This window comes from Streptomyces sp. NPDC045899, from assembly GCF_056431485.1.
In genome coordinates, this window is the sequence record NZ_JBWKKP010000002.1 from 245,473 (window position 1) to 269,904 (window position 24,432).

Below are 24,432 nucleotides of genomic sequence, written 5' to 3' on the forward strand. Positions count from 1 at the left end.
GCGGGTCAGGCCGGGCTCTCGCCCTTGGGGCGGTCGGCGGGGGCGGTGGTGGCCGCGGCCCCGGCGGACGCCTCGGCGGACGCACCGGCGGGCTCGGGGCCCTCCTCGAAGTCCACCTTCTTCATGTGCTTGTTCATGGACTTCATCAGCAGCCACACCGCGCCGCCGATCAGTGCGAAGACGATGAAACCGAGGACGCCCGGAGTCACCTTGTTCTCGTCCAGCTCCTTGGCGAGCGGGACGAGGTGCGTTACGGCGAGGGTGCTGGTCGAGCTCATCATGAGGTCAATTGTTGCGGATGCCCGCGAAGAGGTCGTCCTCGGGGAGGGAGGTGTCCACGAGCGACTTGGCGAGCTCGTACTCCTCCGTGGGCCAGACGTCCCTCTGGACGTCCATCGGGACGCGGAACCAGCCGCCGTCGGGGTCGATCTGCGTACGGTGCGCGATCAGCGCCTTGTCGCGGATCTCGAAGAACTCGGCGCACGGCACATAGGTGGTCAGGGTGCGCTCGGGCCGTCCGAAGTCCTTCCAGCGCTCCAGCCACTCCCCGTACGGCGACTCCAGCCCGCGGGCCAGCAGCGCCTCATGCAGCGCGACCGTGCGCGGCCGGTTGAAGCCCTGGTTGTAGTAGAGCTTCTGCGGCTGCCACGGCTCCCCGGTCCCGGGGTAGCGCTCGGGGTCCCCCGCCGCCTCGAAGGCCACCATCGTGATCTTGTGGGTCATGATGTGGTCGGGGTGCGGATAGCCGCCGTTCTCGTCATAGGTGGTGATCACCTGCGGCTTGAAGGTGCGGATCAGCTCCACCAGCCGGCCCGCCGCCTCCTCCACGTCCTGGAGCGCGAAGCAGCCCTCCGGCAGCGGCGGCAGCGGGTCCCCCTCGGGCAGCCCGGAGTCCACGAACCCCAGCCACTCCTGCTTCACGCCGAGGATCTCGCGCGCCTCGTCCATCTCCTTGGCGCGGACCTCGTGGATGTGCTCCTCGATGTAGGGGTCACCCTGGAGCTTGGGGTTGAGGATGGAGCCGCGCTCACCGCCGGTGCAGGTCGCGACCAGCACGTCCACCCCCTCGGACACGTACTTGGCCATGGTGGCCGCGCCCTTGCTCGACTCGTCGTCAGGGTGCGCGTGCACGGCCATCAAACGCAGCTGCTCAGTCAAGTTCGATCCTCAGTGATTCGTCGCGGAAGACGGCTTCTATAGTGACCCACGGCGGGGTCGAATAATTCCGAGTCCCCCGAGCAGGAGGAAGGATCATGGCCGCGGTGCGCGACGGTCTGCCCGACGGGCGTTACGGCCGCTCTGCCGACGCACGTGCGGACCGGACGCTGAAGATCGTGGGAGCCGTGCTCGGTGCCGGGCTGCTCGCCCTGATCTCCTGGTTCGGATACGCGTACATCACCGGCGAGGACGTCAGCGGCCGGGTGCTCGGTTTCCAGGTGGTCGCGGAGGACGCCGTCGAGGTCCGGCTCGAGGTCATGAAGGACCAGGACACCACCGGTGTCTGCACGGTGCGTACGCTGGACAAGGACCACGCCGAGGTGGGCCGTAAGGACTTCACCTTCGCCCAGCGCGAGGACGAGCTCGTGAAGGTCGTCACGGTGCGCACCACGGGCCGTGCCACCGCCGCCGAACTGGTCGACTGCAAGGCCGCCTCGGGCCGCTGAGCCCCCTCGGGGAGGCGGTGGAGCCGTCCGCCGACCGGGCGTCCGATGAACGGACGGTACGTGTCGGTCAGCGGAGTGCGATCTGACCAGGGCTGACAGGTTTCCTCCGGGTTCCGCCCAGTTCCCTCCTCCCCGTTTCTTGCCGGAATTGTTAGGCTCGTGGTTTCGCCCGGCTTTGAAGGCGCACCCTTCTGAGTAGGGCGTTCATTTGTATTCCCAGTACCGACGAGGAGCACCTGTGACCCAGACCAGCGAGAACGTCACCTGGCTGACCCAGGAGGCGTACGACCAGCTCAAGGCCGAGCTGGAGTACCTGTCGGGTCCTGCACGTGTCGAGATCGCCAAGAAGATCGAGGCTGCCCGGGAGGAGGGTGACCTCCGCGAGAACGGGGGTTACCACGCCGCCAAGGAGGAGCAGGGCAAGCAGGAGCTCCGGGTGCGTCAGCTGACGCAGCTCCTGGAGCAGGCGAAGGTCGGAGAGGCACCCGCGGACACCGGCGTGGTCGCCCCCGGCATGGTGGTCACGATCGCCTTCGACGGCGACCCGGACGACACCCTGACCTTCCTGCTGGCCTCTCGTGAGTACGCGAGCGCGGACATCGAGACCTACTCGCCGCAGTCTCCGCTGGGCTCGGGTGTGACCGGCAAGAAGATCGGCCAGGACGCCGAGTACGAGCTGCCCAACGGCCGCACCGCGTCGGTGCGGATCCTGGAGGCCAAGCCGTACCAGGGCTGAGCGCCCCTCGCCCGCCGTACCTCGCGCGGAGCCCCGGCCGTCGCCACGGCCGGGGCTCCGCGCTGTCCGCGCTGTCCGCGGGGTTCGGGGTTCCGGGGCCCGGCCCTCCGAAGGGCCGGACCCGGTGGGCTCAGGCGGTCGCCGAACGGTACTTCCGGACCGACAGCGTCCGGAAGGCCAGGATGATCACGACCGACCAGAGCACCGACGCCGCCACCGGATGCTGCATCGGCCAGGCGTCCGACACCACGCCCTGCGGATTGCCGAACAGCTCACGGCAGGCCTGGACGGTGGCGCTGAACGGGTTCCAGTCGGCGATATGCCCCAGGAACGCGGGCATCTTGCTGGAGGGCACGAAGGCGTTGGAGATGAAGGTCAGCGGGAACAGCCAGATCAGCCCGCCGGACGTGGCCGCCTCGGGCGTCCGCACCGACAGCCCGATCAGCGCGCCGATCCAGGAGAACGCGTAACCGAGCAGAAGCAGCAGCCCGAAGGCGGCGAACGCGTTCAGGATCCCGTCGTGGACCCGCCAGCCCACGATGAGCGCGACGATCGCCAGCACCACCAGGGTGAGCGCCGTCTGCACCAGATCCGCGAGCGTACGGCCGGTGAGCACCGCACCGCGTGCCATCGGCAGTGAGCGGAAGCGGTCGATCAGCCCCTTGTGCATATCGTCGGCGATCCCGGCACCCGCGCCCGCGGTGGCGAAGGTCACCGTCTGCGCGAAGATCCCGGCCATCAGGAACTCGCGATATACCGTCGCGTCCGTGCTGCTCTGCCCGGGGATCATGATCGCGCCACCGAAGACATAGCTGAACAGCACCACGAACATGATCGGCTGGATCAGGCCGAAGATGACCACTTCCGGGATGCGCATCATCCGGATCAGATTCCGCTTGGCGACCACCAGGGAATCGCGTACGGACGCCAGCGGTCCGCCGCGCGGGCGGGGCGCCGCCGCGACGGTGGCACCGGTCTCCTCGACGACGGCCATCACTTTCCTCCCTTGCCGGCGGTGCCGGCGGTCCCGGTGGTCCCGGTGGTCCCGGTGGGCACCTGGTCCGCGTCCGCGGACGTACGGCCCGGATCCGCGCCGTCCTCCTCGGCACCGTGGCCGGTGAGGGAGATGAACACGTCGTCGAGGGTCGGGCGGCGCAGCCCGATGTCATCGATCTCGACGCCGCGGTTGTCCAGTTCCCGGATGACCTCGGCGAGCAGTTTGGCCCCGCCGACGACCGGGACGGTGACCTTGCGGGTGTGCTCCTGCACGGTGGTCTCGCCCTTGCCCAGGGCGCTCAGCACCTGCTCCGCGACCGCGATGTGGTCGCGCTCGTGCACCACGACCTCCACCCGCTCCCCGCCGGTGCGGGCCTTGAGCTGGTCGGAGGTGCCGCGCGCGATGACCCGGCCGCGGTCGATGACGCAGATGTCATGCGCCAGGTGGTCCGCCTCCTCCAGGTACTGCGTGGTCAGCAACAGGGTCGTACCGCCGGCCACCAGCTCCTGGATGACCTCCCACAGCGCCTGCCGGTTGCGCGGGTCGAGGCCGGTGGTCGGCTCGTCCATGAACATCACCGGCGGGCTGACGACCAGGGCCGCCGCGAGGTCCAGGCGGCGGCGCATACCGCCGGAGTAGGTCTTGGCGGTGCGGTCGGCGGCGTCCGCGAGGTTGAACCGTTCCAACAGCTCGCCCGCGCGGGCCTTGGCCGCCCGCGCGGGCATCTGGTAGAGCTGCCCGACCATCTCGAGGTTCTCGCGGCCGGTCAGATACTCGTCGACGGCCGCGAACTGGCCGGACAGCCCGATCGAGCGGCGGACCTCGTTGGGGTGTTTCAGGACGTCCACACCCGCGACCACCGCCCGTCCGCTGTCCGGGCGGAGCAGGGTGGTGAGGACACGCACCGCCGTGGTCTTGCCGGCGCCGTTCGGGCCGAGCAGTCCGAGCACGGTTCCTTCGGGTACGTCGAGGTCGACGCCGTCCAGAGCCCTTACGTCGCCGAAGGTTTTCACCAGACCCTCGGCATGAATAGCGCCTGGCATGTTGGCACTCCCAGGAGGTTGGGTCGTTCCACGGAGATCTTCTGACGCCGCGGTGAGCGACTGTTTTTCGCCACGGCGGATGCGCCTTCTCAATAAAGGCATATTTCCGCCGCTTTGTGCAGCGTGCGGCAGTAAGCAGATAGGAAGAGTAGCGTAGACGCGATACATCGCGACATGCGTTTCACCGATCTCACCGCGACAGTCGGTCCCGACCCGTCACTCCGGTTCCTGGAGCCTCAGGCCATCACGGTGTACCCCGCCGAGCTCAGTGCCTCGCGCACCTCGTCGCAGTGGTCCGGCCCCTTGGTCTCCAGGTGCAGCTCGACCTCCGCCTCACTGAGCCCCAGCCGCGGGTTGGTGCGCACATGGCTCACGTCCAGGACATTGGCGTCCACCACCGACAGCGCCCCCAGCAGCGAGGCCAGCGCCCCCGGCCGGTCGGTGAGCCGCAGCCGCAGCGACAGGTAGCGGCCCGCCGCGGCCATACCGTGCCGCAGGATCCGCTGCATCAGCAGCGGATCGACATTGCCGCCCGAGAGCACCGCGATCACCGGGCCCTCGAACGACTCCGGCGCCGAGAGCAGCGCGGCCACCGGACTCGCCCCCGCCGGTTCCACCACCAGCTTCGCCCGCTCCAGACAGAGCAGCAGCGCACTGGACAGCTCGTCCTCGGTGACGGTGCGGACCTCGTCGACCAGTTCGTCGATGATCGCGAACGGTACGTCGCCCGGCCGCGCGACCTTGATGCCATCGGCCATCGTCACCGGCGCGTCGATCGACACCGGACGCCCGGCGGCCAGCGACGGCGGATACGCCGCGGCGCCCTCCGCCTGCACCCCCACCAGCCGTACGTCCGGGCGCAGCGCCTTCACCGCGATCGCGACCCCGGCCGCCAGTCCGCCGCCGCCGATGCCCACCACCACGGTGCGCACCTCGGGGCACTGCTCCAGGATCTCCAGCCCCAGCGTGCCCTGGCCCGCGATGATGTCGGGGTGGTCGAAGGGGTGGATGAAGACCGCGCCGGTCCGCTCGGCGTACTCCTGCGCCGCCCGCATCGTCTCGTCCACGATCTGGCCGCGCAGCAGGACCTCGGCGCCGTAGTCACGGGTGGCCGCGATCTTCGGCAGCGGCGCCCCCTCCGGCATGAACACGGTCGAGCGCACACCCAGCAGCGAGGCGGCCAGCGCGACGCCCTGCGCGTGGTTCCCGGCGCTCGCCGCGACCACGCCCGCCGCCCGTTCCTCGGCGCTCAGGCCCGCGATCCGCACATAGGCGCCGCGCAGCTTGAAGGAACCGGTGCGCTGGAGGTTCTCGCATTTCAGCTGTACCGGTGCGCCGACCAGGGAGGAGAGGTGACGACTGCCTTCCAGGGCGGTGATCCGGGAGACCCCCGAAAGCATCTTCTGTGCCTTGCGCACATCGTCGAGCGTGATCGCGGAGGGTGCGGTGCGCGGGGCGGAATCGTTTCGCCCGCCTTCGTCGCCGGGTCGTGGAGCCATGGCCCCAGTCTTACAGCTCGTCGCCGCGAGAGGGGCCCGGGGCGGCGCCGAACCCCGGCAACCGGGCCTTCCGCCGGCCCCCGCCCCCGTGCCGTCGGACCATCACCACCGCCCCCACCCCGTCCCCGGCGTGACCGCATCGCGCCAACAGGGGCGTGTGCGGGGGCCGCGGGCCCGACCGGGGAGAACCTGCCGGAAAACCGTCGCCACTGGTTCAACCACCGCACCGTGACCCGACGACCCCCGTGCCACCAGGCATAACCCTCCGTCACGGCGCGGGGCGGCGGCCGATAGGGATGCACGGGTAACGGCAGGTTTCTGCAGCCCCCGTACGGGCAGGGCCCCGGCCGCGTACTCTGTGCCACATCCCACAGACCACCGCATGAAGTGAGCCCCAGGCCATGCCCACCCAATCGGACATGACGACTCAACTCCACACAGGCGTACTGGATTCCCTCCAGCATCAGGTCGCGGTCTTCGCGCGCCGCGCCGAACAGACCCGCCTCGGCGGTGTCGGACAGGCCCGCAACTCCATGGACCGAGCCGCCTATCTGCTGCTCAACCGGCTTGACCAGGAAGGTCCGATGGGGGTCAAGGCGCTTGCGTGCGGTATGGGCATCGACTCCTCCACCGTGACCCGTCAGGTCGCCCCGCTGGTCGACTCCGGCATGGTCAAGCGCACCTCGCACCCCGAGGACGGCCGCGCGGTCGTCCTCCAGCTCTCGCCCCGGGGCAAGGCCCGGCTGGAGGAGGTCCGCTCCTCCCGGCGCGAGCTGATGGCCCAGGTGACCGAGGGCTGGACGGCGGAGGAGCGCGATATCTTCTGCGAGCTGCTGACCCGTTTCAACGGCGCCCTGTCCGTCGCGCACAACACCCTGGTCCAGAACCCGAACGGCGCCCTGCCCCAGACCGCGCACGACGCCGTACCGCAGGCCGCGCCCACCTCCTGACCGGACGCGCGGCCCGCGGCGCCCGCCGCCCGTATGTCACGGACCGGCGGCAGACCTCTTGACCGCGCGCCCGTACCTGCCGTGTCCTAAAGGAACGGGGAGGCGGAGGCGCGGTGCGAGATCGGCGGGCAGCACAGGAGAGCCGCCGGGCCCGGGAGTTCGAGGCGTTCGTCGCGGGCGCGGGTGGCAGGCTGCTGCATGCGGCCGCACTGCTCACGGGGGAACCACTGACGCGGGACACCGCGGACGCCCAGCGCCTGCTCAACACGGCGCTCGCCCGCACATACGCCCGCTGGGACCAGCTGCGCGGCGAGGATCCGTACGACCGCACCCGGATGGAACTGGCCGCCCTCTTCGCCCGCCGCGGCCATCACTACCGCCGTCCGCGCGGCGGCACCCTGGACCGGCTCACCCCGCGCGAGCGGCTGGTGCTGGTGCTGCGGCTCTACGAGGGCGTGGCCGAGGAGCAGACGGCCGCCGCGCTCGGGCTCCCGGTCGAACGGGTGCGGGCGATCTGCACCCGCGCGGTGTCCGTGATGCGCAGCGGGGTGCCGCGGCAGCCGTCGCCCCCGCGCCGCGGCGGCACGGCGGCGAGCACCCCCGCGGGCGCGGCGGGAGCGGTCCCATGAGCTCCTGGGACCGCAAGGAGGACGAGGTCCGCCGGTTGATGGAGGGCCCGCATCCGCTGCTGCCCCCGGACCTGGCGGACCGGGCGGCGGGCCGGGGACAGCGGATCCTCCGCCGCCGGCGCGCCGTACGGGCCGTCGGCTGGGTGCTGCTGTTCGCCGCGGTGGTCGCGTTCGGCGTGTGGGCGGCGATCGTCGAGCCGTGGACGCTGCCGCCGACCGACACCACCCCTCCGCTGGAGGGGTGGTGAGGGCCGGAGCCCCGCGTGGGCCGGCCCGGGGACCTGGGCCAGCCCAGGGCCTGGGTCAGCCCAGGGCCTGGGTCAGATCGGCCACCAGGTCGTCGACCGACTCGATGCCGACCGACAGCCGGACGAGGTCGGCGGGCACCTCCAGGGCCGAGCCCGCGGTGGAGGCGTGCGTCATCCGGCCCGGGTGCTCGATCAGCGACTCCACACCGCCCAGCGACTCCCCCAGCGTGAAGAGCCGTGCCCGGTTGCAGACCTCGACCGCCGCCTCCTCGCCGCCCGCGACCCGGAACGACACCATGCCGCCGAAGGCCCGCATCTGCTTGGCGGCGACCTCGTGCCCGGCGTGCTCCGGCAGCCCCGGGTAGTAGACCTGGGTCACCTTGGCGTGGGAGGCCAGCAGCTCCGCGATCCGCGCGGCGTTGGAGCTGTGCCGGTCCATCCGGACGGCGAGGGTCTTGATGCCCCGCAGCACCAGCCAGGAGTCGAAGGGCCCGGCGACGGCGCCCATCGCGTTCTGGTGGTAGGCCAGTTCCTCACCGAGACCGGGGTCGGCGACGACGAGCCCGCCGCCGACCACGTCCGAATGACCGCCCATGTACTTGGTGGTGGAGTGCACCACCACGTCCGCGCCCAGCGCCAGCGGCTGCTGGAGGTAGGGGCTGGCGAAGGTGTTGTCGACGACCAGACGGGCCCCGGCGCCGCGGGCGATGCCGGCGACGGCGGCGATGTCGGTGATGCCGAGCAGCGGGTTGCTGGGCGTCTCCACCCAGATCACCTTGGTGCGGGGGCGCAGCGCGGCCCGTACCGCGGCCGGGTCGGAGGTGTCGGCGACCGACCACTCCACGCCCCAGCGCTCGACGACCTTGGCGAACAGCCGGAACGTACCGCCGTAGGCGTCGTTCGGGATCACCACGTGGTCGCCCGGCACCAGCAGCGTGCGCAGCAGGCAGTCCTCGGCGGCCAGGCCGGAGGCGAAGGCGAGGCCGCGGCGGCCGCCTTCGAGCGCCGCCAGGTTCTCCTCCAGGGCGGTACGGGTGGGGTTGGCGGAACGGCTGTACTCATAACCGTTGCGCAGGCCGCCCACCCCGTCCTGCTTGTAGGTGGAGACCTGGTAGATCGGGGGCACGACGGCCCCGGTGAGCGGGTCCGCCTCCTGGCCGGCGTGGATGGCGAGCGTCTCGAAGCTCTGCGGGTGCTGATGCTGGTCGGTCATGGGCCGAGGGTAACGCCCGTCGGGGCGGTGCCGGGTCCCTCGTCCGGGTGGGCACATAGGCTGGAGTTCAGGCGTTAGCACCGTCGGAACCGTTCGCACCTTCTCACGGGGATCCTCATGGAGCTTCTGATCTTCCTCATCGCCCTCGTCATGGTGGGCGGGCTGATCATCCTGCCCGCGCTGCGGCGGATGCGCGGGGGCCGCGAGGCCATGCGGGGGGCCCTGCGCGCCGCGGACCCGGCGGAGTACGGCTTCGTCCCGCCGGAGCGGCTGGACGTCCGGCTGCCCGGCCCGGACCGCCCGCTCACCGACGCCCTGGAGGAGGTCCAGTCCGGACAGGACTGGCAGCCCGCAGCCCGGCTGCTCGCGCTGACCGAGGCGTCGTCGGAGCTGCGCTGGCAGCGGGTGCAGACGCTGGCCGGGGCGGCGGCCTACGAACTGGCGCGGACCCCGGGCCAGGGCGGTATGTGGCTGCGCACCTGGCGGGTGGCGGCGCCCAAGGACGCGGGAGCGGCCCAGGTGCACGCCGAGTTCCTGGTCCGGCAGGCCCTGCTGGACCCGTCCTCGCCCGACTTCCGGATGATCCTCGAGGAGGCCCGGAGCGTCTGCCAGGAGGCGGCGCTGCTGGCCCCCGGCGACCCGGTGCCGTACATCATCGAGCTCGGCGTCGCCCGTGGTCTGGGCTACCGGCAGGCCGACTTCGAGGAGCTGTGGTCCAAGGTCACCGAGCGCGCCCCGCACCACATGGGCGCGCATCTGGCCGCGCTGCACTACTGGTGCGGCAAGTGGCACGGCTCCCAGGAGCTCGCCGACGCCTTCACCCACGCGGCCGCCGCCTCCGCCCCGGAGAAGAGCCTGCTGCCCGCTCTGCCGCTGTTCGGCGTCTTCGAGCACCTGCCCGACGTCAATCTGGTGCGCGGCCTCTACCAGGGCGAAGTGATCACCAAGGCGATCGAGGGCGCCCTCTTCGCGGCCCGGCAGGCCCCCGCCGACCACCCGGTCCTCCCCCACGTCCGCCATCTTCTGGTGTGGTTCCTGGTACGGGCGGAGCGGTACGCGGAGGCGATGGAGCAGCTGCGGTACGTGGACGGCCATGTGGGCGCGGTGCCGTGGTCCTACGGCGCGGACCCGGCGGCCGAGTACGCGGTCTACCGGGCGCTCGCGGTCGCGGGCTGGGAGGGCCACGGCGGCTCCCCGGCGACGCTGCCGCGCTGACGCCGCCTTACGACGGATGGCGGCCCGGAATTCTCCCGCGCCGGCATCCGTTGTACGGGACGCGCCGCGTACCCGAAGGAGCCCGCATGCTGTTCAGCCGCCACAAGAACCACCTCCCGACCTCCGAGGAGGCGCTGAAGGGCCGCCCCGACCCCGCGTTCTCCGTCCCCGCCCGCCACACCGTCCTCGGCAACCCGCTCACCGGTCCGTACCCGGACGGTCTGGTCGTCGCCGACTTCGGGCTCGGCTGTTTCTGGGGCGCGGAGCGGAAGTTCTGGCAGGCCCCGGGGGTGTGGACGACGCTCGTCGGCTACCAGGGCGGCCACACCAGGAACCCCTCCTACGAAGAGGTGTGCAGCGGCCTCACCGGCCACACCGAGGCCGTCCGCGTCGTCTTCGACCCGGCCGTCACCTCCTACGGTGCCCTGCTGAAGCTCTTCTGGGAGTCCCACGACCCCACGCAGGGCTTCCGCCAGGGCAACGACGTCGGCACCCAGTACCGTTCGGCGGTCTACACCCACTCCCCCGAGCAGCAGGCCGAGGCCGAGTCCTCGCGCGCCGCCTATCAATCGGTCCTGACCGGCTCGGGCTACGGCGACATCACCACGGAGATCCTCCCCGCGGGCCCCTTCTACCCGGCGGAGGGCGACCACCAGCAGTACCTGGACAAGAACCCCGCGGGCTACTGCGGCATCGGCGGGACTGGTGTGGCCTGTCCGATCGGGGTGGCCCCAACTGACGGATGAGCCGCGATCTCGACGCCGAGCCTCTGTCCATGCTGGAGGAAGTCAGCGTTCGATGGCCACGGGACCGCCACCACAAGCTGCCTACGGCGATAGCCTGGCGTGCTAGGACGACCTCATTGGCTCGAAGCGATGCCCGCTAATCGAATACGGACAGGCCGTGGTATCGACATGGCACTGGCTTTCACGGCTGGCACCACGGACTAGCGGAAACCGGTTTCAGAAAGCCTGGGCCGTCTCCCCTGCGGCGATGGGCGGCCTCACTGCCTTTCGTGATGAGTTGCGCTTCGGCCCGCTCAATGCCTGCGGCCAGATCGGTGCCACAGAAAAGCGGCATTCGATACGAATCCATCCAGGAAGGCTACAGCGCTGATCACGTCCCGGGCCCCTGAATTTCGCCGCTCTCAACGCCCCGCCGCCCGTGGCGGATTCACGATGCCGGACCGGGAGAGCCGCCGGACCGCGAGGACCGTTCAGCTCTCGTGGCTGTGGATCGCGCTGCGCACGGCCGTGCAGAACTCGCGGAACCAGGCGCCCGAGGCGTCGTAGGTCTCGCGCCGCCTCGCCGGACTCGACGCGTCGCCGAACATCGCCCGGCGCAGCTCGGTGGTCATTTCCAGCTGGACGCCGCGGCTCGTGGCGGTGCGGTTGACGATGTTCGCCGGGTCCCCGCCGTCCAGCCCAGGGACCTCGCTTCCGTCGAGGACCGTGATCTGCGCGGAGCTGAAGGACCCACGGATCGCCTGCTTCACCGCCGCCCCCAGCCGCGCGTCCCGCCCGCCGACGACCACGGCCCGGTTCCCGCTGCCGGCCAGGTCGGTCGCGGCGTCGGCCAGCTGGTCGGCGCGGCAGCCGTGCAGCGAGACCGCGAAGTCGCCGTTGCGCACCAGGGAGAGCGCGACCGGGTCGTCGCAGTGCGCCGAGGTCACATGGAGGACGGCATTCCCCGAGCTGCGCAGCCCCTCGAACATCCAGTAGCCGTAGGCCGCGCCCGAGAACAGCGGCCGACTCGGCCGCTCCGGCCGGCAGCCGGCGATGCCCAGGCACAACTCGCTCGTCCCGACCTCGATGCCGCCCCCGTGCGGAGCCAGGACGGCCGTACGGACGGAGCCGGACGGCCCCCGGGACCGCGTGGCCCAGTCGATGCCCTCCCGGTCGGCCAGCTTCCGGTAGAGCTCGGTATTGGAGCCATAGCGGTCGTCCGCCACCCCGGCGGCGTTTCCGCGATCCGCCATGGTGGTGAGGAAGGGCACACCCACGGCCGCGGCCGCAGCCGCGGTGAGGATCGATCGACGTCTGATGTTCGCCATGGATGAACCCTTACACCCCCTTCCCGGATGGTTCAAGATCGCACACCGATGTTGAGTACGCACTACTCCACCGCCGAAGGCGTCCCGGCCCGGCGGAAGATGGGCGCCCTGCCGGCCGTGGAGTCATACGGTCACGCATTCCTCATGTGCCCGGCCCCGGCGCCCCGTTAGCGTCCTGACACGTCGGACATGCCCAGCCCGGCCCGGTGCGGGCCGGGTGCCACGTCCGGCCGTCATCCGACTCAGCAGCCTTGACGGCGGCCTTCAGGGCGCCGCCACGACGCGTGGTCACCGTCTTGACGGTGGTGTAGGTGCTGGTGCCCTTCTTGCGGAACTGCAGTCTCACCGGCTGACCCGAGTAGCCGGAGTACCTGAAGGTCTCCCAGCTGGCGCGGGTCAGCTTCCAGGTTCCAGCCGTGGTGTTGTCCTGAGGGTCGATCCGTGGGTTCATCCTCATGATGAAGGTACAGGTGGTCGTTGTGACGTTGTGAGCCACACAGTCACCGGCGCCATTGTCTGGAGCACGAGCCCATACGGGTCGTCAGGCTCTATCGGGCCGGGCCCGTACCACAGCGCGGGAACGTTGTTGTCCTCTTTGATCCCCGAGTCGTCGGTGGCGGTCACCGCGATGGTGAAGGTTTTCGTTTTTGTGGTGCCCAGGGCAATGTCGGCCCCCCCGTTGATGACCACCTCCATCGTGGTGTCGCCCACGACTTCGTCCGCCTGGGCGGCCCCCGGAACAGCGAAGGCGGACAGCGCCAGGGCGCTGGCAACGGTAGCCATGGTGACGCGCTTACGCATCAGTGTGTCTCCCCCACCTCTGGTGGCCCCGGGTAGCCCCGGGGCCAAAGCTGGCAAGACGCGTCCGGTGCGAGGGAGATCGCGTCACCCGGGTCAGGGCGGCGCGCTCCGCCGGAGCGGCGCGGACGGCACCGGAGACGACTGCCGAAGGTCCAGGACAGCTGCACCGCAGAGAGATCCTGTCTGAAAGCACGTGCTGCAACAGATGAAGGTGATGAGGCAGCAAGGTCAGAATCTCGCCCATGGGAGCAGCGATCACCACCTGCAGCGCCGGGCAGCCACTCATCGCTCAGCCGCCCGCCACTGTCACGGCGCTTCGCCAGACCGTCGCGCAGATCGCACCCGTCGCCCTGCCCGCCTTCACCCGGGAACTGGATCAGGCTGCCGCCCAGTCACGTCAGACCTCCGGCCTGGCCCCCCTCCAGCGCTTCATCGCCCAGTGGGCCGTCTCCATCCAGATCCAGCGGCAGCCGAATCTCGCGAAAGAGTTCCGTCGCTGGGAGGACACCGCCGGGACCGGCGACGCGGCGCAAGCCCGACGCGCCGCGTGCGCGATCGGAAGGATCCTGGACGACGCACGCGTCGCGCTCGGCCTTCCGCTGTGAGCGCCGGGTGAACGGCCGCTCCCCGCGCGCTCAGCGGGTCGGGCTCGGTGAGGGGGTCGGACTGGTGGAACGGGTCGGGCTGGTGGAAGGGGTCGGGCTCCGTTCCCACGAGAAGGTGGGGTTCTCCTCGGCCGGCGGGCTCCAGGGCGTCTCCTTCGGGGGCTCGAAGGGGCCCTTCCGCTCCTCCATCAGGAACATCATCACGCCCGCGAAGACGAGGCTGAGGATGATCAGGGCCATCCCCACGGGGTTGGCCGGGTTGTAGGTGTACCGGTTCGTGCCCCACTTGCTCTTCTTGAAGACCGGCTCATAGCCGTCGTCGTCAGGCTGCGGCATGAAACCCCCCGGTGTCCGCTCCGTGACGGAGATCGTCGCACACCGGGGGCCGGTGGCGGCTATGTGCCCGCCGGGGTGGACGGGCAGCCGGGGACGGACGTCTCGGGGGCGCAGTTGTCCGGGGCGTTGTGGGTGACCTTGCTGGCGTCGAGCGTGACCGAGCTGTCGTTCTCGTTGAAGATGCCGCCGCCCGCGCTGATCGCCGTATTGCGGGTGATCCGACTCCGTACCAGCGTCGCGGTACTGAAGGAATTCCTGAGTCCGCCGCCGGTCACGGCGATGTTCTCGCTGAGGGTGGTCGACGTCAGGTGCAGGGTGCCCGCGAACTGGTTGATGCCGCCGCCGCGCGGAGCGGTGTTCCCCTTGACCGAGACCGAGGTCAGCTCCGCGGTGCTGCGCAGGTTCTCCAGGCCGCCGCCCCCGTCGTTGAGTGCCCGGTTCCTGAGCAGTGAACCGCCGTGCATGGTCAGCGTGCCGGGGCGGCCCAGGAGCTGGTTGCGTCCGTTGAGGATGCCTCCGCCGTTGAGGGTCGCGGTGTTGCGCTCGACCGTGCTGTCGACGAGGTCGAGCCGTCCACCGACGTTGTGGATACCGCCGCTGGTCTCGGCGTGGTTGCCCTTGATGGCCGTGCGCTTCAGGTTCAGGGTGCCGCTGTTCCAGATGCCGCCGCCGGCGAACGCGGGAAGGCTGCCGCCGCTGATGGTGAGCGCCTTCAGGCTGAGCGTTCCGTCGAGCGCCACATGGAGGATGCGGAAGTCCTGGGTCGCGGCCGGGTCGCGTCGGATCGTGGTGTCGCGACCGGTGATCGTCACGTTCCCGGTGATCTCCGGCAGCCCGTCATCCGCGTTGTCGGCCGCGGTGAGGGTGTAGGCGCAGTGGGCCGCGAGGGTGATGGTGCCACCGCTGGTGTTGGCCTGGTTGATCGCGTCGACCAGACCGGTGATGTCGCCGCACCGCACACGGATCGCCGCGGCGGCGTCCGCCGGTCCGGCGGGCAGGACGGTGAGGGACAGTCCCAGGCCGGCCACGGCGGTCACCGCACCGGACCGCACGACGTTCTTCATCGGTACGCCTTTCGCAGTGCTGGGAGGACCCGGCGCAGCGCGCCGTCGTCCCTCGGCCGGGCCGCCGACCAGCGGGTGGGTGAAGCGGGCCTCTCCTTTCATAGCCGTCGGCCCGGGCGGCCTCACCTGATGTACCGCCGAACGGTCCTGGTCCGCGCGGCGCGCCCGGAGGAAACCGTCCGGGGCGGTACGCCCGAACGGCTTGTCCGAGGTGCACCGAATGCCTGGTTCGTATAGGTCTGCGCGATGATCGGGGGCGCCCAGGGGGCTCGGCCGCCGGGCGCCGCCCGGATCCCGCCCAGCCCCTCCCCCCCCACAGCCAAGGGAAGCCGCATGACTGACACGCTCAGACGCGCCACCATCACCGCCGTCACCGGCCTCGGCCTGTGTCTGACCCTCCTGCCCACCGGAGCAGCGCAGGCACGGGCGGCGATCCGCGTCGCGTGCAACGACGTCACCGCCCTGAAGGCGGCCATCAACAGCGCGAACACCAGCGGCAGCGGCAGCGGCAGCATCCTTCTCGCCCCCCGGTGCGTCTACACCCTGAGGTCCGCCGACAACCCGGGTGACGGCCTGCCCGAGATCACCGGCAATGTGCGGATCACCGGGGACGACACCACGGTCGAGCGCAATTCCGGTGACCTCTTCCGCATCTTCCACGTACGGCAGGGCGGCAGCCTCAGCCTGAAGTCGATCACCGCGCGCTACGGCGAGCTGGGCACGACGGACTCCGACGGCGGCGGGATCCTCAACGCCGGCGGCACCCTCACCCTGACCGACTCGACGGTCCGGAGCAACAAGGCCAGCACCGGCGGCGGGATCTGGAACCAGCTGGGCACGCTCGTCCTGAAGAACAGCACGGTCAGCTACAACCGGGCCACCTTCGGCGGCGGAGTGGCCACCAACGGCACGATGACGATGGACGGCGGCAGCCTCCACGACAACAGCGGCGCGTTCTGGGGCGGCGGTCTCGCCAACGCGGGGGACACCAAGCTCAACAACGTCGCGGTCGAGCACAACGACTCCGGTGACCTCGGGGGCGGCATCGTCACCCTGGCCATCAACTTCGAGACCGGGCCGCTGCGTCTGAACTCCACCAAGGTCACGGGCAACATCGCCCGGAACGACGGCGGCGGCATCCGCACCGGCGCGGACGAGCCGCTGTCGCTCTACCGCAGCACCGTCGCCCACAACACCTCCAACGGTGGCCCCACCACCGGCGGCGGTATCTCGAACCCCGGAAGCGCGCTGGGCCTGCACATCGGCACCAGCACGCGCAAGGAGGTCAAGGGGAACTCGACCAAGGTGACGCCCTTCGAGGTGACCCTCATCCGCAGCGCCGTCGTCAAGAACCACCCGACCAACTGCGCCCCGCCCAACAGCGTTCCCGGCTGCGACAACGGCGCCCCCAGCGGGAGCTGACCACTCCGTCCGATCGGGAACGGGCGTCTCGCCCCCGGCCGACGACATCGGCCGGGGGCCGCAGCACATGGCCGGCCACCCGGGAGTACGCTCGACGGGCAAGGTGAACTCGTCCTACGGGGGGACAGGCCATGCCCGCATCGACCGTGAGCGACCGGACCGACCCGACCGACACACCCGCCGTCGCGCTCGGCCCCTCCGCGCTGGTTCTCGGCGCCCTCTCCACCCTCGGCGCGTGGGTGCCCGCTCTCTTCTTCCTCGCCTTCCCCTGGACGGCCCTCACCGGTGGCCTCGCGATCTGCCTCGGGGCGATGGGTGTGCATCACGCCCGCCGGGGCGCCGGCCGGCTGTGGACTTCCGTCGCCGGGACGGCGCTCGGCGCCGCCGGGCTCGGCGGGGTCGTCTTCTTCCTCTGCGCGTACGGCGGTTGAGCCCGGGGGTCACACCTCCGCGTAGACGACCAGGGTCTGGTCCGGCCGCTCCGCCAGGTGGAACGCGGTGTACGCGTACTCGACCACGCCGCGCTCCGGCCGTCGCAGCCGTTTGCGGCCGCCGTGGCGCACCTGGACGTCGTACCGCGGCCACCAGGACCGCACCTCCGGGCTCGCCGCCGTCAACTCCTCGATCAGACGGGTGTACCGGGGCTCGCCGGGATGGCGTCCGGCCAGGGTGCGCAGGCGGGCCAGGAGACCGCGGGCCTCGGGCTCCCAGTCGACGAGGACGTCGCGGGCCGCGGGTTCGAGGAACACCCAGCGCAGGAAGTTGGGCGGGCGGTCCGCGGTGTCGATGAGGTGGGGGAAGAGGTCTTCGGCCGCCTGGTTGTGGCTGAGCACGTCATAGGTGCCGCCGATGACGTACGCCGGGTGCGGCTGGAGCAGCAGGGGTACGGCCGCCGCCTCGGGGGCGAGCGGTTCGGGTTCCCCGGGGGCGTCCACGAGCGGCTGCCCGGCGAGCCGGAAGAGGTGGCCGCGCTCCTGGGGGTCCAGCCGCAGCGCGGTGGCGAGGGCGCCGAGCACCTGGTCCGAGGCGCGGATGTCCCGGCCCTGTTCGAGGTAGGTGTACCAGGTGGCGCTGATCCCGGCGAGCAGCGCCAGCTCCTCGCGGCGCAGGCCCGGGGTCCGGCGCCGGGCGGACAGCGGCAGGCCGACCTGGTCGGGGGTGATCCGCTCTCTGCGGCTGCGGAGGAAGGCGCCCAGCTCACGGCGCTGGGCCCGTTGCTCGGACCGGGGGTCGGGCGTGGGGTCGGACATGGGCGCTGGCACCTCTGGTTCCAGGATAAGAGGATTCTGTATACCAGCTTCAGCTCCTCACAGACTGATGTCCGACAGGCACGAGGAGGACATCATGACGGGAATCGACGGCAAGGTCGTGGCGATCACGGGCGCGGGCAGCGGGATCGGCGAGGCGACCGCCCTGCTGCTCGCCGAGCGGGGCGCGCGCCTCGTCCTGGGCGGGCGGCGGACCGAACGCCTCACGGAGCTGGTGGCACGGATCGAGGAGGCGGGCGGCACGGCCGTACGGCTGCGCACCGATGTCACCCGGCGGGACGATGTGCGGGCCCTGGTCGCCCTGGCCGGTGAGCGGTACGGGCGGCTGGACGTTCTGGTGAGCAACGCGGGCGTCGGGACGATCTCGCCGCTGGACGATCTGCGCGTCGACGAGTGGGACACCATGGTCGACGTCAACATCAAGGGCGTACTGCACGGCATCGGTGCCGCGCTGCCGGTGTTCCGGGCGCAGGGCTCGGGCCACTTCATCACCACCGCCTCCACGGCCGCGTTCCGCGTCGTGCCGACGATGGCGGTCTACGCCGGTACCAAGTTCGCGGTGCGCGCCCTCTGCGAAGGACTGCGCCAGGAGGCCGGTGACGCCCTGCGCGTGACCACCGTCTCGCCGGGCATGGTGGCCACCGGCTTCGTCGACGCGTCCACGAACGAGCGCGCCAGACGGCGGGTCGCGGAGGTCCGCGACCGCATTGCGATCCCGCCGGAGGCGATCGCCGAGGCCATCGCGTACGCGATCGCGCAGCCCGCCACGGTCGATGTGAACGAGATCGTCATCCGGCCGACGGCACAGGACTGACGCCGCTCCGGGGGCTGTCCGGCTTCAGCCGGTGAGCGGTGCCGTCACCGTCACGGTCGTGTAGGGCATCGTGAAGCCGCCGCCCAGGGTGTCGAGGGCGGTGGCGACGCCGGAGAGGATCTCCTGGAGCTGTTCCGGGCGGAGTTGGGTGAAGAGACCCTGGGTGGGGAGCTGGTCGAGCCAGGCGTCGCGGGTGTAGGTCCACTCCCAGGTGTCGGCCCACTGCTCGGGGTCGCCGAAGCCGCCCACCGCCCGGATCCCCTCGGCGACCTTGGTGAGCAGGGGCTGGTAGGCGTCCCGTCCCTGGCTCTGGCCCGCCGTGAGGCGGGCGGTGAGCGGGGAGTCGGGCAGTACACGGCGGTAGACCGCGGTGAAGGCGTCCGCCACCTCGGGCGGGAGCCGGAAGACGTTCCAGAACGCGGCCAGCCGTCCGCCGGGGCGGAGGACACGGGCGGCCTTGGCGGCGCCCGCGACGGGGTCGATCCAGTGCCAGGACTGGCCCGCGACGACCGCGTCGAAGGTGCGTCCGGCGGGGTCCCAGGACTCGAAGGCGGCCACATCGGCGTCGATACCGCCGCGGCGGGTCAGGCCGGCCATGCGGGCGTCGGGTTCGACCCCGAGCACCGTGCATCCGGCGGCCCGGAACTGCCGGGCGTCGATTCCGGTGCCGCAGCCGACGCAGAGGACGTCGGGGCCGGGGGCGGCGGCGGTGATGCGGTGGATCAGATCCTGGGGGTAGCGGGGGCGGGCCCGGTCGTAGCGTTCGGCGTCCGCGCCGAACGACTCGGCCATACGCCGGTGTCGGTGAGGTTCGTCCACGGTGGGCCGGTGCTCCGGCGAGGGTACAGTGGGCATGCGCCCACTATGAGTGGGCACACGCCCACTCGTCAACCGGACGGAGGAGGAACACACGGTGCCGACCGGTGTGGCCCTACGTGATGTGCGCGAGCAGTTGTTCGGCGCGGCCGAGCGGATCCTGCTCCGGGACGGGCCGAGCGCGCTGACCAGCCGCGCGGTCACCACGGAGGCGGGATGCGCCAAGGGTGTACTGCACCGGCACTTCGCCGACTTCGACGCCTTCCTGGCCGAACTCGTCCGGGACCGCGTCGCCCGGCTGGACCGCCGGGGGGCCGCCCTGCACGACTCCGCCGGGACCGGCACGGTGGCGGACAACCTCACCGGCGCGCTGACGGATCTCTTCGAGTCGGTCGCCGTGGCCGTCGTCGGACTCGTCACCTCACGGGACGAACTCCGCGCCCGGCTGCGGGAGTCCACACCGACGGGTGTCCCGCTGCTGACCGAGGCCACGGCCGTGCTCGCCGCCTACCTCACCGCCGAACGCGGCCTCGGCCGTCTCGCGGCGGACGCCGACGTCGCCACGCTCGCCCCCACGCTGATCGGCGCCGGGCATCTGCTCTTCGCCGACCGCGAGGCCGCCCCGCCGGACGCGGAAGCGGTCCGCAAGGTCGTGACCACGGTCATCGGCGGTGCCGTGCGGTAGCCGCGGGGGCGGGCGGTCAGCCCCCGGCCGCCTCCGCGCGGGTGAGGGCGACGTCGAGGACGACCAGGAGGGCGTCGCGGACGGAACCGGTCTCGCGTGCGTCGAAGACGACGAGGGGCGTGTGCCCGGAGATGTCGAGGGCCCAGCGGACCTCGTCCAGGGTGTGCTGGACCTCGCCGTCGAAGGCGTTCACCGCGACGGCGAACGGGATGTCCTTGTGCTCGAAGTAGTCGACCGCCGCGTAGCAGTCGTCCAGACGGCGGGTGTCCACGATCACCAGGCCGCCGAGGGCGCCCTCGACCACGTCGTCCCACATGAAGCCGAACCGCTCCTGGCCCGGGGTGCCGAACAGGTACAGCTTCAGGGTCGGGTCGATGGTGATGCAGCCGAAGTCCATCGCGACCGTGGTGGTGGTCTTGTCGGGGGTGTGGGTGAGGTCGTCCACGCCCGCCGCGACCTCCGTGATGGCCGCCTCGGTGGTCAGCGGACGGATCTCGGAGATCGAGGCCACGGCCGTGGTCTTGCCGACCCCGAACCCCCCGGCGATCACCAACTTGACCGGCAGGGGCGGTTGTTCAGCCGCTGTCACGGAGTGCGCCCCGTGAGTCGGGGACGGCACGGAGACCATCGATCACCCTTCGCAGTACGGAGATGTCCTGGACTGTCCTGGCGTTCGGCACATGGACCGCCAGCTGGCCGGCGGCGCACAGGTCCTCCGCCAGGACCCGGACCACGTTGAGGTGGAGACGCAGCCGGGCGGCCAGCTCCGCCACCGACTGCGGCCGGCGGCAGGCCGCGACGATGGCGTGGCGTTCGAAGGTGAGCGACGGCAGGGCCGTCAGCCCGTCCGGTGTCGCCACGATCTGGGTCTCGACCGGGAGGGGTGTCGCGGAGCCGCTCCCCGCCACCCTCCCCGCGGTCAGCAGGAAAGGACGGATCGCGGACGCCCGGCCCACCGGATCCGTCACCCGGCCCACCGGGTTCTCCGGCCCGTCCGGTGGTGGATGCGCCGGTCCCGCCTTCTCCGCCTCATGCGGTGCCGGTTCACCGACGGCCATCTCCGCCCCCTCCTCGAATGCCTCTGCCGCTGCCGCCGCGCCCGGCGGGTCAGCCGCCGGCGCCCGCGCTCTTCTTGAGCTCCAGGACGAGCTGGGGGGTGAGCGCGGCACCCGCCCGGTTGGCGAACAGGGTCATCTCGTAGGCGATGTTGCCCAGCTTCGCCTCCTTCGAGGTCACCACGCCGAGCACGGCACCGCAGCCGATGGAAGACACCAGTACGTGGCCGCCCTCCAGATCGATGATGACCTTGTTGAGGCCACCCAGGCCGTAGTTGCCGGACGCACCGGCGGCGAGGCTCGTCACACCGGACACGATCGCGGCGAGCCGCTCGGAGTCGGCCTGTTCGCGCAGCCGGGAGACGGCGATCAGCAGACCGTCGGAGGACACCGCGATGGCGTCGACCACTCCCGCGGTCTCCGTCGCGAACCGGTCGAGCAGCCAGGTGAAGTCGGCCGCGGCGGCACGCAGATCGGTGGGTTCGTCCGTCGTGGACCCGACCGGACCGCTGTTATCAGTCGGCGTGTTCACTGCCCGACTCCTTACGGGATCGCTGATGTGTCGAGGGGGTGAGGGCGGGGGCGGACCGGTCCGCCGGGCGGCCGTCCTCTTCCGCGTCCCGCTCCGCCCGGCGGACGGCCGCCTCGAACTCGTCGAGTTCGGAGCGGACCGCGTCGGCGTCGGCGGCCGGGCGGACGGCCGGGGCGGCCCGGCCGTCCGGGGCGGCGGTGGTCCGGTCGAGGGTCGCGCCCCTCACCCGCCGTCGCAGCGGACGGGAGCCGGGGGCCCGGGACTCCCCGGACGAGGATTCCGCTTCCCTTTCCGGTTCTGGTTCCGTCTCCGGTACGGACTCCCGGTCCGGCTGCTCGGTACGCGCCGCCGGGACCCGCTTCGGCAGCCCCGCCCCGGTCGTCGCCGTGGGAGCCGCCGAGGCCGGGGACGGCACCGGGGCGCGCCGCGGCACGGGCTCCGGCGTCCGCTCCGGCGCCGTCCCCTCCCCCGGCGCTTCCCGCAGCAGCAGCGCGGACGGCACCCACACCGTGCCCGTCACCCCGCCGCCGGGTGTACGGCTCAGGGTGACCCGGATACCCGAGCGGCGGGCCAGGCCGCCGACCACGAACAGGCCGAGCACCTTGGTCGGTACGAGGTCCAGCCGCTCCCGGCGCACCAGCCGGGCGTTCTCCTCGGCGAGCCGTTCCGCGCTCATCCCGAGGCCGTGGTCGATCACCTCGACCAGCGCCCCGCCGTCGGACGTCACATCGGTGCCGGGCCGGACGGCCACCTCGATGGGGGTGTCCGAGGGGGAGAACGCGACCGCGTTCTCCAGCAGTTCGGCGAGCATCAGCGTCAGGTCGCCGATGATGTCGGGGACGACGGTGACCTCGGTCTCGGACCGCAGGGACACCCGCTGGTAGCCCTCGATCCGGCCGAGCGAGGCGCGGATGACATCGGCCAGCGCGGTCGGCCGGGCGTCCAGTTCGGATTCGCGGATGCCCGCGAGCAGCATCAGGCTGTCGGCGTTGCGCTGGAGGCGTACGGCGATGTGGTCGATGCGGTAGAGCCGCTCCAGGACCTCGGGGGCGGTCTCCTCGCGTTCGACGGCGTCGATCAGCGTCAGCTGGCGGGTGGTGAGGTTGCTGACCCGGCGGCCGACGTTGCCGAACATCTCGCCGACGTTGCGGCGGCTGACCACCTGGCGTTCCAGCAGCGCCGCCGCGGTGACCTGCACCTGGTTGAACGCCTCGGCCAGATCGCCGATCTCGTCGCGCACCGGGACCGGGATGGGCCGGGGGCGCAGCGGGGTGCTGTCCGCGGAGTCGTCGTCCTCGACCTTGGCGAGTTCCTCGCCCGCGACCTCGACCACCTGGTGAGCGGCGCCGGTCAGGGCCGCCAGGGGGCGGACCACCGAGCGGCGGACGAGGAAGGAGAAGCCCAGCCACGCGGCGAAGCCGAGGACGGCGAGGGCGAGAAGGGCCAGCGCCCGGTAGAGGGCGGCGTCGGAGAGGCCGTCCGCGCGGCCCGCGATATCGCCGATCAGCGTCCGGGTGACGGCGAGCCGGGCCTCGGCCTGCCGGGTCTCCGCGGCCATCGTGGTGCGCAGCTGGGCGGACGACTGGCCCTGGAGGGAGCCCGGGTCGATCTGGAGCTCGGCGAACCGGTCCTCGATCCCGTTCTGCTCGGCGTTCCGCTCGATGCCGTCGAGCCGCAGCACCTGGTACGGATCGGCGATCCTGGCGAAGCGCTCCGACTGCTCCTCGAAGATCCGGTGGGCGCCGACCGCCCGGGTGTACTCGGTGACGGCGTTGGCGTCCCGGGTCTGGGCGGAGAACACCCCGCCCTCGAAGGCCGCGTGGGCGGCGTCGGCGCGCAGCACCGCGTCCAGCAGCGCGATGACCGGGGCGGAGGAGGAGCCGGTGTAGCGGTCGAGGCCGAGGCCGTCGATCAGGTAGCCGACGGCCGCGGCGTACGCGGGGTCGATCCCGGCGGCCGGGACCGAGCCCCGCTCGACCTTGTCCCGCAGCACGCTGAGGCGCCGGACGTAGCCGAGGGCGCGCGACTCCTCCTCGGGCAGCCCCGAGCCGAAGGCCGAACGCACGGCGTCGGCCTGGTCGTCGGTGACCCGCTGGGCGCGGTCGTAGTCCGTGGTGGACGGCAGGGCGGTGCCGGGGCGGGCGGCCTCCTGCCGGACGGCCAGCAGCAGGGCCTGCCGGTGCTCGGCCTGGACGTCGTTGATCAGCCGGGTGACCTGGCCGCTGTCACGCACCAGTTGTGCGACCCGGTCGGCGTCCCGGGCCCGTTCCACCTGGCCGTAGACGCCCACCCCGAGGAGGACGCCGACGACGGTGACCGGTACGAGCACCAGGACGTTGAGCTTCCGGCGGAACGGCCACCGGTCGAGGAGGGCGCCCGTCCGCGGCCGGGACCGCGGTCCTTGTGCGTCGCCTCCGGGCCGGTCCGGGGCGGACGGATGAGGGGCCGACGAGCCGGGGGCCGGTGTGTCCGGCGCCGACGGGTCCGGTGCGGGTGGGTGATCCGGTGTGTCCACAGACACCCAGGTCCTCCTTCGATGTGCTCCTGAGCGGTGACCGAGGTGTTGCTGCGCTGCCGAGGTGTGGTGTGAGGGGGTGGTGCATGAGGTGTGGTGTCGACCGCCGAGGGCCGGGAACATAACGCGCCGACACGGTGCGCGGCATGGACCACGACCGTCGGAATCACGCCAGATGCCCGACCGGCCGTGAACACTACCGTCTGCGCGTGACCGTGCAAGACGGCCCGGGCCAACCGCTACCGAATGTCCCTGGATTATTGGGTTTGACC

29 protein-coding genes are annotated in these 24,432 nt (G+C 71.5%); 12 read left to right on the forward strand and 17 right to left on the reverse strand.

What is annotated here, in order from left to right:
* Positions 1-5: 5 nt before the first annotated feature.
* Positions 6-278, reverse strand: coding sequence for a hypothetical protein (locus tag AC07FT_RS03605; protein WP_471194687.1), 273 nt, complete (start codon positions 276-278; stop codon positions 6-8).
* A gap of 7 nt (positions 279-285) precedes the next feature.
* Positions 286-1,158: a mycothiol conjugate amidase Mca gene (mca, locus tag AC07FT_RS03610; RefSeq protein WP_471194219.1), complete on the reverse strand. Its 873-nt coding sequence runs from the start codon at positions 1,156-1,158 to the stop codon at positions 286-288.
* A gap of 95 nt (positions 1,159-1,253) precedes the next feature.
* Here mca and AC07FT_RS03615 point away from each other — a divergent pair, with 95 nt between their 5' ends.
* Positions 1,254-1,664: a DUF4307 domain-containing protein gene (locus AC07FT_RS03615; protein ID WP_471194221.1), complete on the forward strand. Its 411-nt coding sequence runs from the start codon at positions 1,254-1,256 to the stop codon at positions 1,662-1,664.
* Positions 1,665-1,902: 238 nt separating this feature from the next.
* Positions 1,903-2,400, forward strand: coding sequence for a transcription elongation factor GreA (gene greA, locus AC07FT_RS03620; protein WP_254737979.1), 498 nt, complete (start codon positions 1,903-1,905; stop codon positions 2,398-2,400).
* Between the two features lie 130 nt (positions 2,401-2,530).
* Here greA and AC07FT_RS03625 read toward each other — a convergent pair whose 3' ends face one another.
* The 3 genes from AC07FT_RS03625 to ilvA form a co-directional block, all read right to left on the reverse strand.
* Positions 2,531-3,394: an ABC transporter permease gene (locus AC07FT_RS03625; protein WP_471194223.1), complete on the reverse strand. Its 864-nt coding sequence runs from the start codon at positions 3,392-3,394 to the stop codon at positions 2,531-2,533.
* Positions 3,394-4,440, reverse strand: a complete 1,047-nt coding sequence (locus tag AC07FT_RS03630; protein ID WP_479173664.1) for an ATP-binding cassette domain-containing protein — start codon at positions 4,438-4,440, stop codon at positions 3,394-3,396. The genes AC07FT_RS03625 and AC07FT_RS03630 overlap by 1 nt, the downstream gene beginning before the upstream one ends.
* Before the next feature lie 236 nt (positions 4,441-4,676).
* Complete coding sequence (gene ilvA / locus AC07FT_RS03635) at positions 4,677-5,840, reverse strand: threonine ammonia-lyase (protein ID WP_479173961.1); 1,164 nt, start codon at positions 5,838-5,840, stop codon at positions 4,677-4,679.
* Positions 5,841-6,340: 500 nt separating this feature from the next.
* Here ilvA and AC07FT_RS03640 point away from each other — a divergent pair, with 500 nt between their 5' ends.
* The 3 genes from AC07FT_RS03640 (at position 6,341) to AC07FT_RS03650 (ending at position 7,766) form a co-directional block, all read left to right on the forward strand.
* A complete protein-coding gene (locus AC07FT_RS03640) occupies positions 6,341-6,889 on the forward strand; it encodes a MarR family winged helix-turn-helix transcriptional regulator (RefSeq protein WP_471194227.1) in 549 nt (182 codons plus the stop codon).
* Between the two features lie 113 nt (positions 6,890-7,002).
* Positions 7,003-7,518 (forward strand): sigma factor-like helix-turn-helix DNA-binding protein, encoded by a 516-nt coding sequence (locus AC07FT_RS03645; protein ID WP_432010529.1) that lies wholly within the window; start codon positions 7,003-7,005, stop codon positions 7,516-7,518.
* Complete coding sequence (locus tag AC07FT_RS03650; RefSeq protein WP_254737969.1) at positions 7,515-7,766, forward strand: hypothetical protein; 252 nt, start codon at positions 7,515-7,517, stop codon at positions 7,764-7,766. Before AC07FT_RS03645 ends, AC07FT_RS03650 begins: the two co-directional genes overlap by 4 nt.
* 55 nt (positions 7,767-7,821) lie before the next feature.
* On the opposite strand, the gene AC07FT_RS03655 is transcribed toward AC07FT_RS03650, so the two are convergent.
* Positions 7,822-8,979, reverse strand: coding sequence for a cystathionine gamma-synthase (locus AC07FT_RS03655; protein ID WP_479173667.1), 1,158 nt, complete (start codon positions 8,977-8,979; stop codon positions 7,822-7,824).
* A gap of 117 nt (positions 8,980-9,096) precedes the next feature.
* On the opposite strand from AC07FT_RS03655, the gene AC07FT_RS03660 reads away from it, so the two are divergent.
* Together AC07FT_RS03660 and msrA are read left to right on the forward strand one after the other, a co-directional pair.
* Positions 9,097-10,194: a hypothetical protein gene (locus AC07FT_RS03660; RefSeq protein ID WP_479173669.1), complete on the forward strand. Its 1,098-nt coding sequence runs from the start codon at positions 9,097-9,099 to the stop codon at positions 10,192-10,194.
* Positions 10,195-10,280: 86 nt separating this feature from the next.
* A complete protein-coding gene (msrA, locus tag AC07FT_RS03665) occupies positions 10,281-10,940 on the forward strand; it encodes a peptide-methionine (S)-S-oxide reductase MsrA (protein ID WP_479173671.1) in 660 nt (219 codons plus the stop codon).
* Between the two features lie 470 nt (positions 10,941-11,410).
* Here the strand turns inward: msrA and AC07FT_RS03670 are convergent, their stop codons facing one another.
* From AC07FT_RS03670 to AC07FT_RS03680, 3 genes are all read right to left on the reverse strand, one after another.
* Positions 11,411-12,247 (reverse strand): poly-gamma-glutamate hydrolase family protein, encoded by an 837-nt coding sequence (locus tag AC07FT_RS03670; RefSeq protein WP_479173673.1) that lies wholly within the window; start codon positions 12,245-12,247, stop codon positions 11,411-11,413.
* A gap of 142 nt (positions 12,248-12,389) precedes the next feature.
* Positions 12,390-12,704: a hypothetical protein gene (locus AC07FT_RS03675; RefSeq protein WP_479173675.1), complete on the reverse strand. Its 315-nt coding sequence runs from the start codon at positions 12,702-12,704 to the stop codon at positions 12,390-12,392.
* Positions 12,701-13,048, reverse strand: a complete 348-nt coding sequence (locus AC07FT_RS03680) for a hypothetical protein (RefSeq protein WP_479173677.1) — start codon at positions 13,046-13,048, stop codon at positions 12,701-12,703. Before AC07FT_RS03680 ends, AC07FT_RS03675 begins: the two co-directional genes overlap by 4 nt.
* 254 nt (positions 13,049-13,302) lie before the next feature.
* On the opposite strand from AC07FT_RS03680, the gene AC07FT_RS03685 reads away from it, so the two are divergent.
* On the forward strand, positions 13,303-13,653 hold the full coding sequence (locus AC07FT_RS03685; protein ID WP_479173962.1) for a hypothetical protein: 351 nt from the start codon (positions 13,303-13,305) through the stop codon (positions 13,651-13,653).
* 30 nt (positions 13,654-13,683) lie between these two features.
* On the opposite strand, the gene AC07FT_RS03690 is transcribed toward AC07FT_RS03685, so the two are convergent.
* Both AC07FT_RS03690 and AC07FT_RS03695 read right to left on the reverse strand, forming a co-directional pair.
* On the reverse strand, positions 13,684-13,989 hold the full coding sequence (locus AC07FT_RS03690) for a hypothetical protein (protein ID WP_479173678.1): 306 nt from the start codon (positions 13,987-13,989) through the stop codon (positions 13,684-13,686).
* 59 nt (positions 13,990-14,048) lie between these two features.
* Positions 14,049-15,053, reverse strand: a complete 1,005-nt coding sequence (locus AC07FT_RS03695; protein ID WP_479173680.1) for a right-handed parallel beta-helix repeat-containing protein — start codon at positions 15,051-15,053, stop codon at positions 14,049-14,051.
* A gap of 333 nt (positions 15,054-15,386) precedes the next feature.
* Between AC07FT_RS03695 and AC07FT_RS03700 the strand changes: the two genes are divergently transcribed.
* Together AC07FT_RS03700 and AC07FT_RS03705 are read left to right on the forward strand one after the other, a co-directional pair.
* Positions 15,387-16,475 (forward strand): hypothetical protein, encoded by a 1,089-nt coding sequence (locus AC07FT_RS03700; RefSeq protein ID WP_479173682.1) that lies wholly within the window; start codon positions 15,387-15,389, stop codon positions 16,473-16,475.
* Positions 16,476-16,606: 131 nt separating this feature from the next.
* Positions 16,607-16,906 carry a hypothetical protein gene (locus tag AC07FT_RS03705; protein ID WP_479173684.1) on the forward strand — a complete coding sequence of 100 codons (300 nt, stop codon included), beginning with the start codon at positions 16,607-16,609 and terminating at the stop codon, positions 16,904-16,906.
* A gap of 9 nt (positions 16,907-16,915) precedes the next feature.
* Here AC07FT_RS03705 and AC07FT_RS03710 read toward each other — a convergent pair whose 3' ends face one another.
* Positions 16,916-17,725, reverse strand: a complete 810-nt coding sequence (locus AC07FT_RS03710; RefSeq protein ID WP_479173686.1) for a helix-turn-helix transcriptional regulator — start codon at positions 17,723-17,725, stop codon at positions 16,916-16,918.
* A 94-nt stretch (positions 17,726-17,819) separates the two neighbouring features.
* Between AC07FT_RS03710 and AC07FT_RS03715 the strand changes: the two genes are divergently transcribed.
* Complete coding sequence (locus AC07FT_RS03715; protein WP_479173687.1) at positions 17,820-18,557, forward strand: SDR family oxidoreductase; 738 nt, start codon at positions 17,820-17,822, stop codon at positions 18,555-18,557.
* A gap of 24 nt (positions 18,558-18,581) precedes the next feature.
* Here AC07FT_RS03715 and AC07FT_RS03720 read toward each other — a convergent pair whose 3' ends face one another.
* The gene (locus tag AC07FT_RS03720; RefSeq protein WP_479173689.1) at positions 18,582-19,412 is read right to left on the reverse strand and encodes a class I SAM-dependent methyltransferase; all 831 of its coding nucleotides are present in this window, start codon (positions 19,410-19,412) and stop codon (positions 18,582-18,584) included.
* A gap of 58 nt (positions 19,413-19,470) precedes the next feature.
* Between AC07FT_RS03720 and AC07FT_RS03725 the strand changes: the two genes are divergently transcribed.
* On the forward strand, positions 19,471-20,058 hold the full coding sequence (locus AC07FT_RS03725; RefSeq protein WP_479173691.1) for a TetR/AcrR family transcriptional regulator: 588 nt from the start codon (positions 19,471-19,473) through the stop codon (positions 20,056-20,058).
* Between the two features lie 16 nt (positions 20,059-20,074).
* Here AC07FT_RS03725 and AC07FT_RS03730 read toward each other — a convergent pair whose 3' ends face one another.
* From AC07FT_RS03730 to AC07FT_RS03745, 4 genes are read right to left on the reverse strand one after another with little or no spacing between them, the layout of a single operon-like run.
* Positions 20,075-20,686: a GTP-binding protein gene (locus AC07FT_RS03730; RefSeq protein WP_254737934.1), complete on the reverse strand. Its 612-nt coding sequence runs from the start codon at positions 20,684-20,686 to the stop codon at positions 20,075-20,077.
* On the reverse strand, positions 20,634-21,116 hold the full coding sequence (locus AC07FT_RS03735) for a DUF742 domain-containing protein (protein ID WP_479173692.1): 483 nt from the start codon (positions 21,114-21,116) through the stop codon (positions 20,634-20,636). The genes AC07FT_RS03730 and AC07FT_RS03735 overlap by 53 nt, the downstream gene beginning before the upstream one ends.
* Before the next feature lie 49 nt (positions 21,117-21,165).
* Positions 21,166-21,645 (reverse strand): roadblock/LC7 domain-containing protein, encoded by a 480-nt coding sequence (locus AC07FT_RS03740; protein ID WP_471194265.1) that lies wholly within the window; start codon positions 21,643-21,645, stop codon positions 21,166-21,168.
* The gene (locus tag AC07FT_RS03745; RefSeq protein ID WP_479173694.1) at positions 21,629-24,166 is read right to left on the reverse strand and encodes a sensor histidine kinase; all 2,538 of its coding nucleotides are present in this window, start codon (positions 24,164-24,166) and stop codon (positions 21,629-21,631) included. The genes AC07FT_RS03740 and AC07FT_RS03745 overlap by 17 nt, the downstream gene beginning before the upstream one ends.
* Between the last annotated feature and the right edge of the window lie 266 nt (positions 24,167-24,432).